Annotated in this window: 19 protein-coding genes; 9 read left to right on the top strand and 10 right to left on the bottom strand. The window is 39.8% G+C overall.

The window, feature by feature from the left end; all coding sequences use genetic code 11:
• Nucleotides 1-146: 146 nt before the first annotated feature.
• Entirely contained in the window at nucleotides 147-623 is a 477-nt protein-coding gene (gene sixA / locus ACZ5WS_RS14290; RefSeq protein WP_021033112.1) for a phosphohistidine phosphatase SixA, read from the top strand.
• 54 nt (nucleotides 624-677) lie between these two features.
• On the opposite strand, the gene ACZ5WS_RS14285 is transcribed toward sixA, so the two are convergent.
• Both ACZ5WS_RS14285 and smrB read right to left on the bottom strand, forming a co-directional pair.
• Nucleotides 678-1,601 (bottom strand): AEC family transporter, encoded by a 924-nt coding sequence (locus ACZ5WS_RS14285; protein WP_464709298.1) that lies wholly within the window; start codon nucleotides 1,599-1,601, stop codon nucleotides 678-680.
• 17 nt (nucleotides 1,602-1,618) lie between these two features.
• Nucleotides 1,619-2,176, bottom strand: coding sequence for an endonuclease SmrB (gene smrB, locus ACZ5WS_RS14280; protein WP_008114517.1), 558 nt, complete (start codon nucleotides 2,174-2,176; stop codon nucleotides 1,619-1,621).
• Between the two features lie 298 nt (nucleotides 2,177-2,474).
• Here smrB and prmB point away from each other — a divergent pair, with 298 nt between their 5' ends.
• Both prmB and aroC read left to right on the top strand, forming a co-directional pair.
• The gene (gene prmB, locus ACZ5WS_RS14275) at nucleotides 2,475-3,410 is read left to right on the top strand and encodes a 50S ribosomal protein L3 N(5)-glutamine methyltransferase (protein ID WP_076918988.1); all 936 of its coding nucleotides are present in this window, start codon (nucleotides 2,475-2,477) and stop codon (nucleotides 3,408-3,410) included.
• A gap of 91 nt (nucleotides 3,411-3,501) precedes the next feature.
• Entirely contained in the window at nucleotides 3,502-4,599 is a 1,098-nt protein-coding gene (gene aroC, locus ACZ5WS_RS14270; RefSeq protein ID WP_198522233.1) for a chorismate synthase, read from the top strand.
• Nucleotides 4,600-4,661: 62 nt separating this feature from the next.
• Here the strand turns inward: aroC and ACZ5WS_RS14265 are convergent, their stop codons facing one another.
• The 5 genes from ACZ5WS_RS14265 to ACZ5WS_RS14245 all read right to left on the bottom strand — a co-directional run bounded on the left by ACZ5WS_RS14265 (nucleotide 4,662) and on the right by ACZ5WS_RS14245 (nucleotide 7,364).
• Nucleotides 4,662-5,816, bottom strand: a complete 1,155-nt coding sequence (locus ACZ5WS_RS14265) for a lipase family protein (RefSeq protein ID WP_464709295.1) — start codon at nucleotides 5,814-5,816, stop codon at nucleotides 4,662-4,664.
• A gap of 1 nt (nucleotide 5,817) precedes the next feature.
• Nucleotides 5,818-6,447 carry a DUF6795 domain-containing protein gene (locus ACZ5WS_RS14260; protein ID WP_464709293.1) on the bottom strand — a complete coding sequence of 210 codons (630 nt, stop codon included), beginning with the start codon at nucleotides 6,445-6,447 and terminating at the stop codon, nucleotides 5,818-5,820.
• 78 nt (nucleotides 6,448-6,525) lie between these two features.
• The gene (locus tag ACZ5WS_RS14255) at nucleotides 6,526-6,723 is read right to left on the bottom strand and encodes a hypothetical protein (RefSeq protein ID WP_464709291.1); all 198 of its coding nucleotides are present in this window, start codon (nucleotides 6,721-6,723) and stop codon (nucleotides 6,526-6,528) included.
• Nucleotides 6,720-7,163, bottom strand: a complete 444-nt coding sequence (locus ACZ5WS_RS14250) for a DUF6795 domain-containing protein (protein WP_464709289.1) — start codon at nucleotides 7,161-7,163, stop codon at nucleotides 6,720-6,722. The genes ACZ5WS_RS14255 and ACZ5WS_RS14250 overlap by 4 nt, the downstream gene beginning before the upstream one ends.
• A 15-nt stretch (nucleotides 7,164-7,178) precedes the next feature.
• Nucleotides 7,179-7,364: a hypothetical protein gene (locus ACZ5WS_RS14245; RefSeq protein ID WP_464709286.1), complete on the bottom strand. Its 186-nt coding sequence runs from the start codon at nucleotides 7,362-7,364 to the stop codon at nucleotides 7,179-7,181.
• 200 nt (nucleotides 7,365-7,564) lie between these two features.
• Here ACZ5WS_RS14245 and ACZ5WS_RS14240 point away from each other — a divergent pair, with 200 nt between their 5' ends.
• Nucleotides 7,565-7,951, top strand: a complete 387-nt coding sequence (locus ACZ5WS_RS14240) for a DUF4112 domain-containing protein (RefSeq protein WP_138606233.1) — start codon at nucleotides 7,565-7,567, stop codon at nucleotides 7,949-7,951.
• Nucleotides 7,952-7,995: 44 nt separating this feature from the next.
• Here the strand turns inward: ACZ5WS_RS14240 and ACZ5WS_RS14235 are convergent, their stop codons facing one another.
• Nucleotides 7,996-8,694, bottom strand: a complete 699-nt coding sequence (locus ACZ5WS_RS14235) for a 2'-5' RNA ligase family protein (protein WP_178955578.1) — start codon at nucleotides 8,692-8,694, stop codon at nucleotides 7,996-7,998.
• Between the two features lie 212 nt (nucleotides 8,695-8,906).
• Between ACZ5WS_RS14235 and ACZ5WS_RS14230 the strand changes: the two genes are divergently transcribed.
• The 4 genes from ACZ5WS_RS14230 to ACZ5WS_RS14215 all read left to right on the top strand — a co-directional run bounded on the left by ACZ5WS_RS14230 (nucleotide 8,907) and on the right by ACZ5WS_RS14215 (nucleotide 12,575).
• On the top strand, nucleotides 8,907-9,461 hold the full coding sequence (locus ACZ5WS_RS14230; protein ID WP_464709280.1) for an elongation factor P hydroxylase: 555 nt from the start codon (nucleotides 8,907-8,909) through the stop codon (nucleotides 9,459-9,461).
• Nucleotides 9,451-10,593 (top strand): ATP-NAD kinase family protein, encoded by a 1,143-nt coding sequence (locus ACZ5WS_RS14225; protein ID WP_464709277.1) that lies wholly within the window; start codon nucleotides 9,451-9,453, stop codon nucleotides 10,591-10,593. Before ACZ5WS_RS14230 ends, ACZ5WS_RS14225 begins: the two co-directional genes overlap by 11 nt.
• A 3-nt stretch (nucleotides 10,594-10,596) precedes the next feature.
• Nucleotides 10,597-10,872 (top strand): YfcL family protein, encoded by a 276-nt coding sequence (locus ACZ5WS_RS14220; RefSeq protein ID WP_010391380.1) that lies wholly within the window; start codon nucleotides 10,597-10,599, stop codon nucleotides 10,870-10,872.
• A 143-nt stretch (nucleotides 10,873-11,015) separates the two neighbouring features.
• Nucleotides 11,016-12,575, top strand: a complete 1,560-nt coding sequence (locus tag ACZ5WS_RS14215) for an AbgT family transporter (protein ID WP_010391381.1) — start codon at nucleotides 11,016-11,018, stop codon at nucleotides 12,573-12,575.
• Nucleotides 12,576-13,627: 1,052 nt separating this feature from the next.
• Here ACZ5WS_RS14215 and ACZ5WS_RS14210 read toward each other — a convergent pair.
• Together ACZ5WS_RS14210 and ACZ5WS_RS14205 are read right to left on the bottom strand one after the other, a co-directional pair.
• Nucleotides 13,628-15,457: a DEAD/DEAH box helicase gene (locus ACZ5WS_RS14210; protein WP_054202149.1), complete on the bottom strand. Its 1,830-nt coding sequence runs from the start codon at nucleotides 15,455-15,457 to the stop codon at nucleotides 13,628-13,630.
• Between the two features lie 160 nt (nucleotides 15,458-15,617).
• Nucleotides 15,618-15,881: a GrxA family glutaredoxin gene (locus ACZ5WS_RS14205; RefSeq protein WP_008114535.1), complete on the bottom strand. Its 264-nt coding sequence runs from the start codon at nucleotides 15,879-15,881 to the stop codon at nucleotides 15,618-15,620.
• Nucleotides 15,882-16,171: 290 nt separating this feature from the next.
• Between ACZ5WS_RS14205 and ACZ5WS_RS14200 the strand changes: the two genes are divergently transcribed.
• The gene (locus ACZ5WS_RS14200; protein ID WP_016899448.1) at nucleotides 16,172-16,618 is read left to right on the top strand and encodes an Hsp20 family protein; all 447 of its coding nucleotides are present in this window, start codon (nucleotides 16,172-16,174) and stop codon (nucleotides 16,616-16,618) included.
• Nucleotides 16,619-16,674 lie beyond the last annotated feature (56 nt).

Raw genomic sequence — 16,674 nt, 5'->3', positions numbered from 1 at the left:
AGATGATAACTTCAGGAATGCGACGCTATTTACCTGAACATCATGAAAGAACTATTTTAAGAAAATAAATAGGTTTGAGTTATTAATATAGCGGAAATTCGAGCAAATTGGCTACTGTTTTATATTCTTTAATTGGTTGATTTTTTATGAAAACAATCTTGATAATGCGTCATGGTGAAGCAACACCGATGCACTCTGATGATGTCAGTAGAAATTTGACTTCTGTGGGTCAGCAGCAAGCTGAAAAAATGGGGCTATGGTTGCAAAAAATGCACGCTCCCAGTGGCCTGTTAGTTAGCCCCTATGTAAGAGCGCAGCAAACGGCTGAGGCTGTTAAAAAAAATAATACCTTTTTATTTGAAGAAACTTGTCACGATGTTATTCCTGAGGGCAATCCTCAAGTTGCTGCAGATTATTTAGAAACGTTAATTGCGCTTCATCCAGAATGCGATACCTGGCTTGTTGTTGCCCACATGCCTATGGTGAGCTATTTGGTTGATCAGCTATGCGCTGGTAATATGCCAATTTTTAATACTGGTGCTGTTGCCCAAATTAGTTACAATGAAGTGAGCCATAAAAGTGATTACATCACTATAGATGCGCCAGCTAATGTAACCGTATAAACTACGAATCTCCCCAGCTTAAAGCCTGACAATAAAACGTGGTTAGGCATATATCTAAAGTAAAATGGTTAACCACACACTAAAACTCAACACACTTAATACTGTAGATAAAACTACCGCACTGGCTAGGGTATCTTGGTGTTGTTTTATTTGGCATGCAATTAAATAGGCATTAACGCCTAATGGCGATGCACTTAATAGCACCAGTACTTTTAACAGTGACTCATTAAGTGTAAATACGTGTGTGCCTAGCAATAATACCAAGGTAGGTAATATGACTAATTTTAATAGACTGGCAATGGCTGCTGCTTGCCAGTTATCACTAATTTTATAAAAAGCTAAGTTAGCGCCCAATACAAATAACGCACAAGTAATAGCTGGTTCGGCTAAAAGTGCTAAGCCATTAGTTAAGTCAGCAAATAAAGTAACCCCTGCTAAATTAACCAATAGACCAGTGCTAATACTTAACACTACTGGATTGAGTAGCATATTCTTGGAAAATGCTGACCAGGAAAACGCATGACTGGCGCTGTTTGCACTAATTAAAAAAGTAAGTGTGAACAATAATGCGCTATGAAAGGTAATGATCATAAAAATAATGCCCATCATTTGCTCGCCTAATGCGGCAATAATAATAGGTAAACCCACCAATACAGTATTGGAATAGCTACTGCCAAGGGCAAACACGCTATGGCGTTCGTATTGAAGATGTTTAGAGAGAATGTAGCGGTCAATAATTAGGGCAAAAAGGTAAACTAAAATAACCGGAATGTAAAAACTTAAAAAGCCATTTAAGCTGACACTGGTTTGTAAGTCTGCTTTGGCCATATTTAAAAATAAAAAGCTCGGTACACTAATATAAAAAGTAAACTTGCTTAACCCCGCGATGTGGGTTCGCTCTAAAAAGCCACTGCGGCTAGCAATATAGCCACATAGCACAATAAATATCAGCGGGAATATAATCGAAAATATATGCACTAAAAGGCTCTTATTGATTAGCGTCTAAACTCATCACTTTGCGGTAAATTAATTAATATCAGTACCGCACCTTTACCGCCATATTCAAGCGGTGCTTGATGCATAGCAATAACATCGGGGTGTTGCACTAAGTATTGCGGCACTTTATGCCTGAGGATATGGCCGCCAATTCCGTGTACAACACAGGCGCAGTAATAATGCTTTTTTTTACACTCATGAATAAGCCCTGCGAGCTCATCCTTGGCTACTTCTTTATTTAAGCCATGCAGGTCGAGGGTTAAATCAGGTATAAAATCCCCTCGGCGAAGTTGTTTCGCTAAAAAACGATCCTGACCCTGTTGCACATAATTAACAGTGCCGTTAGTGTCTATATCGGGCACATATTCATCAGAAAAGAAAAATTCTGATTGTTGTTGCTTTTTTTGCTGGGCAAATTGCTTCGCTTGTGACACTTTAGGTTTATTGCTAAAACGGTGAGTGTCTTGTTTGAACACGCGCGCACCGCTGATACTTTGACGAAACAAGTCAATGTCATCAGGGCTAATTAGATTGTTTGAGTGTGGATCTTTTTTCATAGCGGCAGTCTAAACAAAAAAGTGGTAAAAATCGAGTAAAAAGGTGTGATACCCAAGCAGCTTTGAGGTGCATAGTACGGCGCCAATAAGGTTAGTTTAAAAGCGATTTATACTGCGTTATTGATTTGAACAACAGAGTGACTATTACACTTGCAATCAATGCCTTGTTTAAATTACCTTTAATTCTAACTGTCACTCGCACCTAGAGGTGGCTTGGGTATACAATAGGGCAATCATGGGGCCCTTAGTTGTGCCTCGATTGAGTTTATTTTTTGAAAGTAGCAGGCAGATAATACTGATGAGTGAATTACTAATAGAAGAAGCAACCCTGGATGAAGCTGTTGCAGAACTTTCAACCTTACATGATTGGCTTCGTTGGACGACAAGTCAATTTGCAAGTAGCGGTATTTTCTTTGGTCATGGCACCGATAACGCATGGGATGAAGCGGTAAGTTTGTTATTACCAGCACTTAGCTTGCCAATTGATGCACCCAAAGAGCTGATGCATGCCCGTTTAACTAGCACTGAAAAAAACCGTTTAGCAGGCTTAATTGCCGAGCGCATTAACGATTTTACCCCAGTTCCATACCTGACCAACATTGCATGGTTTGCCAATATGCCATTTTATGTGGATGAACGTGTATTAATTCCTCGCTCGCCTTTTGCTGAGCTTATTAATAATCGTTTTACACCTTGGCTAGAGCAGCCAGAGTCAGTAGGGCGTATTTTAGATTTATGTACGGGATCGGGTTGTATTGCGATTGCATTGGCACAAGCATTCGAAAATGCGCAAGTTGATGCGGTTGATATATCCTATGAAGCGCTTGAAGTGGCTGATATCAATATCACCGATTACCAACTAAGTGAGCGCGTATTACCGATCCAGTCTGACGTATTCAGTGGTGTGCCTGGGCAAAAATACGACTTAATCGTAGCAAACCCACCGTACGTTGATGCTGAAGATATGGCTGATTTACCACGTGAATTCCATCACGAGCCAGAGCTTGGGTTAGCATCGGGTCACGATGGCCTTGATGTAACACGTACTATTTTAGATCAAGCTAGTGAGCATCTAACAGATAACGGTTTGTTATTTGTCGAAGTAGGTAACTCTATGGTACATATGGATGCACTATATCCAGGCGCACCATTTGAATGGATTGAGTTTGAACAAGGCGGATTAGGTGTGTTTGTTATTAGCAAGCAACAACTAGATGCCTACTTTGCACAGTAATTATTAATACTAGCCATTCATCCCAAATGGCTGGGTAACACTATAGCCGAGATAATTCTCGGCTATAAGTCATTAGGAATGAGGAAAGTTAATGGCAGGTAATAGCATAGGGCAGTTATTTAAAGTGTCCACCTTTGGCGAAAGCCACGGCGTTGCATTAGGCGGCGTTGTGGATGGCACGCCAGCAGGCCTTGAGATAACAGAGGCCGACATACAACACGATTTAGATAGACGAAAACCAGGGCAAAGCCGCTATACCACGCAGCGCCGTGAGAGCGACCAAATTAAAATTTTAGCGGGTGTTTTTGAAGGTAAAACCACCGGTACCAGCATTGGTTTATTAATTGAAAATACCGATCAACGTTCACAAGATTATGGCAAAATTAAAGACGTGTTTCGTCCAGGTCACGGTGACTATACCTACTGGCATAAGTACGGCCTGCGCGATTACCGTGGTGGTGGCCGCTCATCTGCGCGTGAAACCGCTATTCGGGTTGCCGCAGGCGCCATTGCTAAAAAGTATTTAAAACAGTTTCATGGTATTGAAATACGCGCGTGCTTGAGCCAATTAGGGCCAATAAAAGCCGAAAACTACGACTGGGACGAAGTGGAAAACAACTTATTTTTCTTCCCAGATACAAGTAAGCTTGAAGTACTTGATGAATATATGCGCGAGCTAAAAAAACAAGGCGACTCAGTGGGTGCCAAAGTAAAAGTAGTGGCTAAAAATGTACCAGTTGGATTAGGTGAGCCAGTATTTGATAGGCTAGACGCTGAACTTGCACATTCATTAATGAGTATTAATGCTGTTAAAGGCGTTGAAATTGGCGATGGCTTTGATGTAGTCGAGCAAAAAGGCTCAGAACATCGTGATGAGTTAACCCCTGATGGTTTTACCTCAAATCATGCCGGCGGCGTGCTTGCAGGTATTTCAACAGGCCAAGATATAATCGCATCAATTGCCCTTAAGCCAACATCAAGTATTACTATTCCCGGTAATAGTATTAACACCGAAAATGAAGCGGTTGAGATGATCACCAAAGGTCGTCACGATCCTTGTGTAGGCATTCGTGCTATTCCGATTGCTGAGGCTATGATGGCCATTACTTTAATGGATCATTTACTTCGTCAACGCGGTCAAAACCCACATGTACACCACGAACATGGGCCAATTAAAGGCGCTATTTAAGTGCCTTTAATTATAATAAATGCGGCTGATACTTGATGCCGCATTTACATAACTGACTATACTTAAATACGGTCAATGGCTTGCTTCGCAACCATATAGAGCTTTTTAATCATTAAACCTAACACCCAACGGATAAATTGAGTTGTGAGCTCTACTACCTCGTATGACGCTTTACCTACAAAAGCAAGCATATGGCCAATTAAACCCTTTAACTCTTCTGTGAGCTCTACAAACTTAACCACAGATTCATGCAAGCATCGCGCTAAAATATCATAAAAAGTTAACCCAACGCTAAGACCTGCTTGTGCAGAAATAAAGGCGTATTGGCCAGTTTTCTTTAAAAAGGTAATTAAGCCATCGGTAATAATTCGCTGCCATCTAAGTGAGAACGTCACGTTATAGCGCAGAGCATATTTTAAAACTGTATGATTATAGTGAAGAGTTTTTAGTGAACTTTCCATGCTTCCATAATCTTTGTATGCTGCCACAGTGTTAACATAACCGGGTGTGTCTTCTTCCATTGAGTGTGCACCAATATTAAAAAACGATCCTTCATTCATCGCCGTTTGGTATTCGCTTGAGGTATGACTAAATGGCCAAGCTGGTACGCAAGGTACCGGATCAGCGCCGTGTGTTACACGATATTGGCCAATATTGTGTGCAGCTGAATGCACCGAATGATTCAGCACAACCCTTGGCGCCCCAAACGTATATAAATTAGTGGGAATACCTTGCTCACTTGCCCATATTGCTGATAGTTGGGCAATCGCGCCACCTAAACTATGGCCAACAAGGTGCAAACATTTAGGCTTATGCTGTTTGACATAACTTGCAAACATCGGCTTCATGCTGGTAAAGGCTTTCTCAAAACCAGAGTGCACCTCTAAATTTTTAGGGCCATGGGTAATGGCTACGTTTAAGTTTGTTAGCCAATCAGCGCAGGACGTAAAAACGGTGCCACGAATGCCAATAATATGGTGGCCTTCAAATTGCGAGGAGATTCCTTGCGCTGTTAATGCAAAACCGGTGGTACGGTTTAGGAGTTGATTGATTAAGCCACCACTAACGCCTCTTATTTGGTTGTTGGTGATTTTAAAGTTCTTTATAAATGTTGGGTTGAACTCACCGCTAAAACTTGTTGAGCTTCTAATATCGTAAACCCTTGCTGCGGCACTCGCTGCAATGCTAGGCGGTAATACTGCTTGGACTTTTTCCATGTTAATCTTCCTTGATGTTACGTTCAGTTAAGTTATTAAAATCACCATTATTAATTATAAACTGTCTATCTCCGTCATATAACAAAAATGGCATATAGTCGGTTTCCCAACGACAAATACTCGATGCTACATAATTTAAATGTTTGTTATTATTTTTTTTAAATTCAAAAGCAACGCGTTTATTAGTTAATTCACACTCTAGGAATGCTAATTTTTTACTATACTCGGGAATTTCTATAATTGATGATTGGTTTGCAACCCACAAGGGAATTAAAGTGCTGCCTTTTTCAATAAAAATTTCTTGTGAAATACGGTTTTCAACGATAAGTTTATTCGGAATTGAGGAAAAAATTGTTTTTTTTGGAAAATGAAAGCGCCCATCTTCATCTGTAGTTGCTATATCTCTGCGGACTTTTTCATCTATATAGATTAATGAGCGTATTATTTCTAAATTTGCAACGGGTGTGCCATTTTCTGTAACAACCCCATTGACTTCAGGGCTTAAAAATACTTCTTTTTTCTTTTTGAACCAGCTAAACATATCTCCTCCTTGACTAATGGCTGGAAAAACAATCACACAAACAAGAATGAATAAGATAATGAATCGAGGGCTATAGCTAGATTTATTCATAGGCATTCCTTGCACATTTTTTTAAGCATTTTAATTAAAAATAAAAAAATGTAAAGTTTAACTATCCTTTTTAGCCTATCAAAGGATTTGGAATAAATAGCGGTTTATAAGTTGATTGATTAAGCCAACACTAACACCTTTAATTTGGTTGTTGGTGATTTTAAAGTTCCTGACAAAATCGTTGTGAAACTCGCCATTGAAATCATAACTTTCTTTGATGTCGTAAACTCTACTAGCAACGGTAACTGCCGTGCTTGGTGATATTTTTTTATTCATAGTTCAACCTTTTTCCCTGTAAAACGCTCTGTTAGATTATTCAAATCACCATTATGAATTTCATACTTTTCCTGACAATTATCCATAATCCATGTGGGAATGTAATCTTCGTCCCATGTGCAAATACTTGTCGCAACTCTATTAAGGTGCTTATTAATATTATTCTTAAATTCAAATCTTCCTAATGGATTAGTTAGTTCGCAATTTAGAAATTTTAATTTATCTGTGTACTCAAGAATTTCGTATATATCAGGCTGAGTTGCTCCCCATAAACCAATGATAGAATTATCATTTTGCTCTATAACAATTTTTTGGTGTACGCGGTCTTCGGGAATTAATTTATTTGGAATAGATGAGAAAATTGTTTTTTTTTGGGAAATGAAAGTGGCATCTTCATCGGTAATTGCAGTGTCACGACGGTCAATCTCATCTAAATACATTAATGATCGTATTATTTATAAGTTGGCAACTGGTGTGCCATTGTCTGTAACAACACCATTGACTTCAGGGCTTAAAAATACTTCTTTTTTCTTTTTGAACCAGCTAAACATATCTTCTCCTTGACTAATGACTGGAAAAACAATCACACAAGCAACAATAAACAAGATAATGAAGCGAGGGCTATAGCTAGATTTATTCATAGGCAATCCTTGCATATTATTGGACTTTAAAGATGAGAGTACACTATTTAAAATGAATCTACAGTAAGCTTTTATATAGCCTCGAACTTTGATACTTTTAGTGTAAAGTAGTGCGTTTAGTATATACAGGCTATACATCTTTATTGCCGCTCAATAATTTAAATGTGCTCAGCGCACCTAAAAATAAGAGAGCTGTTATTATGCAAAAAAACAATCAAGCTTCCATCTCACAAACTGAATATAAAGCCACCATAAAACGGCTCGAAGAGTTTAGCCGCTTTACCGATAGCAGCATTGGTATTCCGTTTACTAAATTTAAATTTGGTGTAGAGTCGTTGATTGGGCTTTTACCTGTGATGGGTGATTTAGCAGGCCTTATTTTGTCTGGCTATGTACTAATTGAAGCGCAGCGCTTAGGTGTTAGCAAGCGAGTAAAAAGCCGTATTATTATAAATATGTTGATTGATTTTGTTGGCGGGCTCATTCCATTTTTTGGAGATATTTTTGATGCTATATTTAAAGCAAATACGCGTAACACCCGCATACTTAAAAAACATTTAACAGATAAGCTAACCACAAACCCATAAACATTATTAGTTTAAAGTGTGTAATTAGCCCTGTTATTAACTATTTATTTGGCATCAAAAAAGTACTTAGCGAGTATTTCTTTTTGTTGACCAAACTGATCAGACACTCCAATTCCAATCCCAATTATTTCCCCTTGTGCCTGCGGTGGCTCAGCGTGCAGTGCTTTTTTTACTAACGCTAATGCTGGGCTTTGTTCATTAGCGAGTAGTGTTAAATGCGGCTGAAAATTCTGAAATACATTAGGGCTGCCATAACGTTCAAAAGCCACAAGCTTATTAGGGTAATGCTTTACCCAGCTAGGCACTGGTGCTTGATGATCGCGAAGCGGCTCAAGCTTGAGGGTAACCTCATCGGCTAAGCGTTGTAACTGATATGATTTTTCTAAGTTTATAAATGCCCAATTACTTGGTGATACACTAAATCCATTGGCTTTTATCTCAAACGACTGATGCTCTTTTACAATGCGCTCAACCATTTGCTTAATTTCGTTTTGTGCTTCAAGTGGGTAATCCGTTAAATACAAGGTGGCGTGTACGGGTAACCCTTGTTGGTAAAACGTAGTAATTTGGTGCGAGGCCAATTCATTGCTGGTGTTAGCGACTAGCTCAACAATAGGCTTAGAGGGAATAGCAAATACGTTAATACTTATGCTTTTTGCATAACTGCTGGCAGAAGTAGCCAACAGTGTTAAAAAAGTAAAAGAGATAAATAGCCACGACAAAGAGCTGTGTTGTTTAACCATAAGAGTGAGTCAATTCAGGTTTTTGGTTGGTGTATGGTAAGCGTAATTAAGCGTTCAGTAAATAAAGTATGGTAAGGAAGCCTTAATTAATGCATCGCTAATTTTTTACTTTGTAGATAAAAGTACGTACAATTCGCTTCGTTTTTAGTGTGCTTTATACTAATTTCATCTGTCTTTAAAGCATCGGGTTCAAACGAGTATACGAAGTATTTATGCACCAAGTAGCTGATCTAATTTCTATTTTCGAATACACTTTTTACCAAAGCTATAACACGCGTTTGGTAAAAGGTGAGCATGAGCCTATTTACATTCCCGCAAATGATACAACCCCGCATCATCAAATTGTGTTTGCCCATGGTTTTTATGCCAGTGCATTGCATGAAATAGCCCATTGGTTAGTGGCAGGTTCTCAGCGCCGCTTAGTTGAAGATTATGGTTATTGGTATTGCCCTGATGGGCGCGATGCTTCACAGCAAGCGGAGTTTGAATCAGTAGAGGTAAAACCTCAAGCAATAGAGTGGGCATTGAGTGTGGCTGCCGGGTTTGATTTTAACGTATCGGTAGATAATTTAAATGGTGAGCAAACATGTCGATTTGCGTTTCAGTCTCGCGTTCATGCAAAGTTATTAGAGTTATTGCAAAACGGGTTTAACCCAAGAACAACCTTACTATTAAAAGCACTGTGTAAATTTTATAACACCACGTGGCCATTACATGCTGCGCAGTTTTCATGGCATTCTCCCGAGGAGTTAAAAGATGCAGTTTAAGTTAGGATTGATTGTAAATCCGGTCGCAGGGCTCGGTGGTAGTGTTGCGCTTAAGGGTAGTGACGGTGAAGACACCGCTGCTAAAGCCATTGCATTAGGTGCAGAGCCTAAGTCAAATAGCCGCACTAAAGCTGCACTTGAAGTGCTTGTACCTCATCAATCAAACATTACTATTTATACTGTTAATGATGAAATGGGGGAGCAAACAGCAAAAGCGTTGGGCTTTAATACGCAAGTGGTTTATCAAAGTAACTCACCCACAACCAGTGACGATACCGAAGCTGCAGCTCGTTTATTACAGCAACAAGGTGTAGATTTAATCTTATTTGCTGGTGGCGACGGAACGGCGCGCAATATTTGCCATGCTGTAGAAGACTCTGTACCCGTGTTGGGCATTCCTGCTGGGTGTAAAATTCATTCCGGCGTCTATGCCATAACGCCAAAAGCCGCAGGCCGTGTAGTTGAAATGCTGGTAAAAGGTGAGCTGGTAACATTAAGCGATGCTGATGTGATGGACATTGATGAAGTGGCTTTTCGCCAAGGAACAGTAAAAGCAAAACGTTATGGTGAAATGCAAGTGCCAAGTGAAGTGCGCTATGTACAAGCGGTTAAAAATGGCGGTAAAGAAACTGACGAGCTGGTGTTAGCAGATATAGCTGCTTATGTCGTTAGTGAAATGGATGCCGATATCCTCTATGTCATGGGTAGTGGCTCTACCGTTGGCGCAGTGATGGAAGAGATGGGGCTTGAAAACACCTTACTCGGTGTTGATCTCGTTGAAGATCAAGCTTTAGTAGGGCAAGACCTAACAGCCCAGCAACTTCTTGAACTTACCAAAGAACGTAAAACAAAATTAGTGATCACTCTAATTGGCGGTCAAGGGCATATTTTTGGTCGAGGCAATCAACAACTCAGTCCTGCGTTAATTAAAGCGATAGGCCGCGATAATATTATTGTGGTGGCTACTAAAACAAAATTACAGGCTTTAAATGGCCGACCGCTGATTTGTGATACCGGCGATAGCAAATTAGATGATGAATTAAGCGGTTATATACGTGTAACCAGTGGGTTTAACGACCATATTATGTATGCAGTAGGTCATCAAGATGGGCTGCACCCAGAGGAGAAGTAACACATGAGTTTAGTAAATTACATAGATGCTGCGCAGCAATATTTTGATGATTTAGTGATAAAAGCCACCGATGACGAGTTATTTGCTGGCGGTTATTTACGCGGCCACTTTGATTTAGCCGTAGGTTATGCACAAGTTGAAGAGTTAAATCTAGAAATTGCAGAACTAAACGACACGGTTGAAAAAAGCTTAGTAAAAGCTTATCGCAATGGCGAACTTAATGAAGATGATAAAGCACTCGTAGTAAGAATATGGGATGAAGTAAAAGCACTTGCATAAGCTTTTTTTATTCATTAAAAATAGCGCGGCTACTGAGCCGCGTTTTTTTGTGCCTAAAAAAGAACTTGTTTATTCAGTTAAAATTTACCTCATTCCTTAGATACGCTAAAGTAGCACAGTCTAAATTCTAGGGAACAAGTGAAATGAATAACAATAATGATGCGACAATGCCAACTGGCATAGTTGCGCGATTTTTAAATTTTGTTGAGCGGGTAGGTAATAAGCTTCCTGATCCAGCAATTATCTTTTTGTTTGCCATGTTATTAATCTGGTTTTTGTCTTGGTGGTTTTCAAGCGTCACATTTGATGCAATAGATCCTCGTACTGGCGAAGCCATTATCATTAATAACATGCTTGCCAGCGATTCGTTGGCCACTTTTTTATCTTCTATGGTAAAAACTTTCACCGGTTTTGCGCCACTGGGTGTAGTACTGGTTGCTATGCTAGGTGTAGGCGTTGCAGAGCATTCGGGCTTTATTAATACCGGCCTTAAATTAATGCTCAAAGTAACGCCTAGAAAATTACTAACACCCTCAATTATTTTGGTAGCTATTGTGAGCCATACGGCTACCGATGCAGGGTATGTGCTGGTTATTCCACTTGCTGGGGTAATATTTTTTGCAGCAGGTCGTCATCCGCTTGCCGGTATTGCAGCGGCATTTGCTGGGGTAAGTGGTGGCTTTGGTGCTAACTTTATTCCATCTGGAATTGACCCATTACTGCAAAGCTTTACGCAAAGTGCAGCACAAATTATTAATCCAACAATGAGCATTAACCCGCTTAATAACTGGGGCTTTGCTTCAGCATCAAGCTTATTTATTGTGATGTTAGGTTGGTATATCACCGATAAAATTATTGAACCACGTTTAAAAAATTCACCAGTTGATGGCGAAACTCAAGACCTACCAGCATTTGAAGATGCCCGTAGTGACGAAAAGCGCGCCTTTCTTATTGCCAGTAGCGTAATGATTGCAGGTATTGCATTATTAGCGTATGTATCTGCACCCGCTGATTCAGCGATGCGCAGCAGCGATGGTTCTTTAACAAACTTTAGTTCACCATTAATGCAATCAATAGTGCCGCTAATCTTCTTATTATTTTGGATCCCAGGCGCAGTATATGGTTTTACCGTAGGCACCTTTAAAAGCTCTAAAGACATGATAGACGCGATGAGCAAAGCCATGAATGGTATGGCGTATTACATTGTTATGGCATTCTTTTGTTCATTATTTATTGCTGCATTTAGTAAATCAAACCTAGGTGCTTTACTGGCAATTGAAGGGGCTCAAGTATTAAAAGCAATGGAGTTACCAAGCTCTGTGACGGTTGTGGGCATTATTTTCCTAACTGGTTTTGTAAACTTGTTTGTTGGTTCAAGCTCGGCTAAGTGGGCACTATTAGGTCCGGTATTTGTACCTATGCTAATGCAGCTCGGTATTTCGCCAGACTTAACGCAAGCAGCGTACCGTGTGGGAGATTCTAGCTCTAATATTATCACCCCGCTAATGCCATACTTCCCGCTGGTGGTGGTGTACTGTCAAAAATACGTTAAAGGCACAGGCATAGGTACGCTTATCGCGATGATGCTACCGTATTCAATCGCCTTTATGATCGGTTGGAGTATCTTCTTGCTAGGCTACTGGGCACTCGGTATCCCATTAGGACTTGATGCCAGCTACGTGTATCCCGCTGTGGCGCCTTAACTTATATCTTGATTCATAAACCTCACTCACTCGAGTGAGGTTTATATAAAAGTGCTGTAATATTCAAAGTAAGTCTAAGTTATCTTTCTAAATCTCTCACTATATAACCAAACAAACTAGCCTCACCAAAAATATAAACATAATCGTTTTTGTTATTCATTATTGTAGACTTATCGTCGTACCACCTAAAATCATGAGTTTCGTTTGTTTTAGGATCTTTAAAATATAAACGAGTACAATTATCTTCATAATCAGAACCACACTTTTGTACATCAGTTAGGATATATTCCTTATACCAATAGTCGCCTTGCGTGTAGTAAGCCCATAATTTAATGGGGGCAGAGAATAAAAAATAGAGACTTGCATAGATTAACAAAGGGATTAATGGGTACGCGAATATTAATGATAATTTCGTTTTTGTATCTGAAAAACTATATTTAAGATGCTTCCTGTATTTACTGCAGCGTCTATATTTATTGAATACAAGTATATTTAAATAGATGAATGATGCGCCACAAATAATAGGGAATGCTATAAAGAAAATAACGTCGTATATTTCATTTGTGATAAATGGTGGATCTGTAAAGTCCATTAAAATAGGAATAATGATGCATAATAAAATAGGTAACATTATTACTACAAAGAGTAAGTTATCGTAATTTCTTTTCAATTTTTAATTCGTCCATGAATTATAGCCTTTGCTTAGTTTACATAAATTTTATTGTTTTAAAAATCAAAGAAAACATGTTTATACACATTAATTAATCTGAGTTTTGGATAATTAAGCTATCTCAAGCAGCTTTTTTAACGCTAATTGCGTTGAACTTACTTACAATAGGCTAGCTATTGACGCGTAATTTCGCCTTGTTTTTACTGCAATCTCTGGTTAGAGAAAACAAACAAAATATTTTTAATTCAATATGTTAGTTAAGTACCTAATACTGGCTTGCGGCTTCGAGTTACGAAGATTAAGCTGACCTGATACCTGAATTTCAGACACAAAAAAACCTTGGCACTTTCGTGGCAAGGTTTTTTTACTAAAGAGTCGTTGCTTACTTAGCGGTGAAGCTAACTGGGCGACGTTCTTTACGAGGGCCGCTACGCTTATCAGGGCGTTGGCCATCTTTATTAAAGCTACGCTTCTTGTCACCAGCAGGGCGTTCAGAACGCTCGCCGCGTGGCTCAGAAGGGCCTTGATCTTGTGTTAATGTCATACCCATTGGGCGTTTACAGATAAACACTTTTTGGAAGTGATCAAGTACATCTTTAGGCATGTTTTGCGGTAATTGTACCGTACTGTGACTGTCGTGAAGACGAATGTCACCAATAAACTTGCTTGAAATGTCTGCTTCGTTAGCAATTGCACCAACAATGTTCTTAACCTGAACACCATGCTCACGACCTACTTCGATACGGTACGTATCCATAGGGCCTGCATCACGGCTATTACGCTCGCGAGGTTTACGCTCAGCGCGCTCACCGCCACGTTCGTTACGACGGCCACGGTCACCACGATCATTACGGTCGTTGCGAGGGTTGCGTTCGTTACGCTCACGCGGTTGAATCTTAACTTCTTCAACTTTAATTGGCGATTGTTGCTGTGCTAAACACAGTAATGCACCCGCTAAGTCTTCAGGAGCAAGCTCAAGTTTTTGTGCCATGTTGGCAGCCACTTCGTTAAAGAAAGTAATATCTTTGTTTTCAAGTGCAAGCGTAAGCTTTTCTTGAAGCGCATTAATACGTTTCTCTTCAACAACTTTAGCTGTTGGTAATTCAACTTGTGCGATTTCAGATTTAGTATGACGAATGATATTTTTAAGTAAATAACGCTCGTTATGCTTAACGAAAAGAATCGCTTTACCAGTACGACCAGCACGACCTGTACGGCCGATACGGTGAACGTAGGCTTCAGAATCTTGTGGAATGTCGTAGTTGATAACTAAGCTTAAACGGTCTACATCAAGACCACGTGCCGCTACGTCTGTTGCAATAACAACGTTTAGCATGCCGCTTTTTAAACGATCAACTGTGCGCTCACGCGCTTGCTGGTTCATGTCACCGTTAAGCGGCGCAGCAGAAAAACCTTCGCGCTCTAATAACTCAGCTAGTTGTACTGTATCGTTACGTGTACGTACGAAAACAATAGCACCTTCATATTGTTCTGCTTCTAAGAAACGGACAATGGCTTTGTTTTTATGTACGTGTGCATTCCAAAACACTTGCTCTACTGACGATACAGTTGAGTTGCGTGCAGAAATATGAACCTGTTCAGGATTGTTCATATATTTGCTGCTGATGTTTTGAATTTGCTTAGGCATAGTCGCAGAGAAAAGACATGTTTGCTTTTCACGCGGCGTTTTTTCCATGATGTTTTCAACATCATCGATAAAGCCCATACGTAGCATTTCATCGGCTTCATCAAGTACAAGTGCTTGTAAAGCATCAAACTTGATAGTGCCACGGTTTATGTGATCGATTAAACGACCCGGTGTAGCAACAATAATCTGTGCGCCACGACGAAGTGCGCTCAACTGGATGCTGTAGCTCTGGCCACCATATAGTGCCAGTACTTCAACACCACGAGTGTGTTTTGCATATTGTTCAAATGCCTCAGCTACTTGGATCGCAAGCTCACGGGTTGGTGTGAGTACAAGGATCTGTGGCTGTTTCACAGACGGGTCAATATTATTTAGTAATGGCAGTGCAAATGCTGCTGTTTTACCTGTACCCGTTTGTGCTAGTCCCAGTACGTCCTTTCTTTCTAGCAATAACGGTATACATTGAGCTTGGATTTCAGATGGTGTCTTGTAACCCAACTCTTCAACTGCCTTTAAAATTGCAGGAGAAAGATTTAGAGATTCAAACGTGACTGGTTCTGACATTAATACGCCTCAACGAATTTAAAGAGGCGCGCATTGTATAGGAAATACGAGGCAAATGCTTGTATAAATTACAACTAATTTATATGTGTTTGATGTTGGTCGAAATTTAACCAGCCCAAGTTGTGCGTTAATTAAGCTGGTTAACAATATACCTACAAATTTACTGGTAAAGGCCTAGGTTTTCTTTGGCGTAGGCTTCAAATTCTGTAAAACCACCAATGTGTGTTTGGTCTACAAAAATTTGTGGCACAGTCGGGCATGGCTTGCCTGCAGACTTTTCTAAATCTTCTTTACTGATGCCTTCTTTGATGATGTCGATGTAGCGGTATTTAAAATCATCGCGGTCATTAGCAAGTTGCTCTGCAACATCTTTAGCGCGAACACAAAAAGGGCAGCCTTCACGGCCAAAAATTACTGTTAACATAACGCTCTCCTCAAATTAGTTGACCCTAGTGTAACTAATTTCATTATTTATTACAGTGCAAAAAAACGATTATTGTGTTCGCTTTTTTCAGGGCCTGTAAAAAAATAAAAAATATTTTATAAAAAAATCTTGAAATAAAATTGTCCGCCCATAAATAGTTATTTGAGGACGCCTGATGGGTCTTCATTTAAACAGAACTATTTGAAAATTATATTATTAATTAAATTTTGCCGTTACTTGTTCAAACGAAAAGTGGCAGCAATATATCGCTTAAATATGAGGATATTATTATGCGTACAGTAGATTTATCACCCCTATACCGTTCATTCATTGGTTTCGATCACTTAGCATCATTAATGGATGCCGCTGCACGAACTGACAAGCAGCCAAGTTTTCCTCCATACAACATCGAAGCGCTTGATAAAGACAAATACCGTATCACTATGGCAGTTGCTGGATTTAGTGAAGACGAGTTAAGCCTACAATCTGAAAACAACACGTTAGTTGTATCGGGCACTAAAGCAGGTAAAGAACAAAACGATGAACGTAAATTCATTCATCAAGGCATTGCCGAGCGCAACTTTGAGCGTAAGTTCCAGTTAGGTGACCACGTTAAAGTACTTGGCGCAGACCTAGCCAACGGCTTACTGAGTATTGATCTTGAGCGTGAGATCCCAGAAGCGCTGAAGCCGCGAAAAATTGAAATTGGCTCAGGCAATATGCTAGAAAGTAAATAGCTTAGATAGCACACGTATTTTCCCTGTGAAAAGCCGCCATTTGGCGGCTTTTTGCG

It is taken from the genome of Pseudoalteromonas sp. 11L1 (assembly GCF_055397545.1).
This window is presented reverse-complemented; position numbering and strand designations above follow the sequence as displayed.

What these genes read in the sequence shown, in the direction of transcription:
- sixA (WP_021033112.1), top strand. Translation starts at nt 147, where the DNA reads ATGAAAACAATCTTGATAATGCGTCATGGTGAAGCAACACCGATGCAC.
- smrB (WP_008114517.1), bottom strand. Translation starts at nt 2,176, where the DNA reads ATGAAAAAAGATCCACACTCAAACAATCTAATTAGCCCTGATGACATT.
- prmB (WP_076918988.1), top strand. Translation starts at nt 2,475, where the DNA reads ATGAGTGAATTACTAATAGAAGAAGCAACCCTGGATGAAGCTGTTGCA.
- aroC (WP_198522233.1), top strand. Translation starts at nt 3,502, where the DNA reads ATGGCAGGTAATAGCATAGGGCAGTTATTTAAAGTGTCCACCTTTGGC.
- ACZ5WS_RS14265 (WP_464709295.1), bottom strand. Translation starts at nt 5,816, where the DNA reads ATGGAAAAAGTCCAAGCAGTATTACCGCCTAGCATTGCAGCGAGTGCC.
- ACZ5WS_RS14260 (WP_464709293.1), bottom strand. Translation starts at nt 6,447, where the DNA reads ATGAATAAATCTAGCTATAGCCCTCGATTCATTATCTTATTCATTCTT.
- ACZ5WS_RS14255 (WP_464709291.1), bottom strand. Translation starts at nt 6,723, where the DNA reads ATGAATAAAAAAATATCACCAAGCACGGCAGTTACCGTTGCTAGTAGA.
- ACZ5WS_RS14250 (WP_464709289.1), bottom strand. Translation starts at nt 7,163, where the DNA reads ATGTATTTAGATGAGATTGACCGTCGTGACACTGCAATTACCGATGAA.
- ACZ5WS_RS14245 (WP_464709286.1), bottom strand. Translation starts at nt 7,364, where the DNA reads ATGAATAAATCTAGCTATAGCCCTCGCTTCATTATCTTGTTTATTGTT.
- ACZ5WS_RS14240 (WP_138606233.1), top strand. Translation starts at nt 7,565, where the DNA reads ATGCAAAAAAACAATCAAGCTTCCATCTCACAAACTGAATATAAAGCC.
- ACZ5WS_RS14235 (WP_178955578.1), bottom strand. Translation starts at nt 8,694, where the DNA reads ATGGTTAAACAACACAGCTCTTTGTCGTGGCTATTTATCTCTTTTACT.
- ACZ5WS_RS14230 (WP_464709280.1), top strand. Translation starts at nt 8,907, where the DNA reads ATGCACCAAGTAGCTGATCTAATTTCTATTTTCGAATACACTTTTTAC.
- ACZ5WS_RS14225 (WP_464709277.1), top strand. Translation starts at nt 9,451, where the DNA reads ATGCAGTTTAAGTTAGGATTGATTGTAAATCCGGTCGCAGGGCTCGGT.
- ACZ5WS_RS14220 (WP_010391380.1), top strand. Translation starts at nt 10,597, where the DNA reads ATGAGTTTAGTAAATTACATAGATGCTGCGCAGCAATATTTTGATGAT.
- ACZ5WS_RS14215 (WP_010391381.1), top strand. Translation starts at nt 11,016, where the DNA reads ATGAATAACAATAATGATGCGACAATGCCAACTGGCATAGTTGCGCGA.
- ACZ5WS_RS14210 (WP_054202149.1), bottom strand. Translation starts at nt 15,457, where the DNA reads ATGTCAGAACCAGTCACGTTTGAATCTCTAAATCTTTCTCCTGCAATT.
- ACZ5WS_RS14205 (WP_008114535.1), bottom strand. Translation starts at nt 15,881, where the DNA reads ATGTTAACAGTAATTTTTGGCCGTGAAGGCTGCCCTTTTTGTGTTCGC.
- ACZ5WS_RS14200 (WP_016899448.1), top strand. Translation starts at nt 16,172, where the DNA reads ATGCGTACAGTAGATTTATCACCCCTATACCGTTCATTCATTGGTTTC.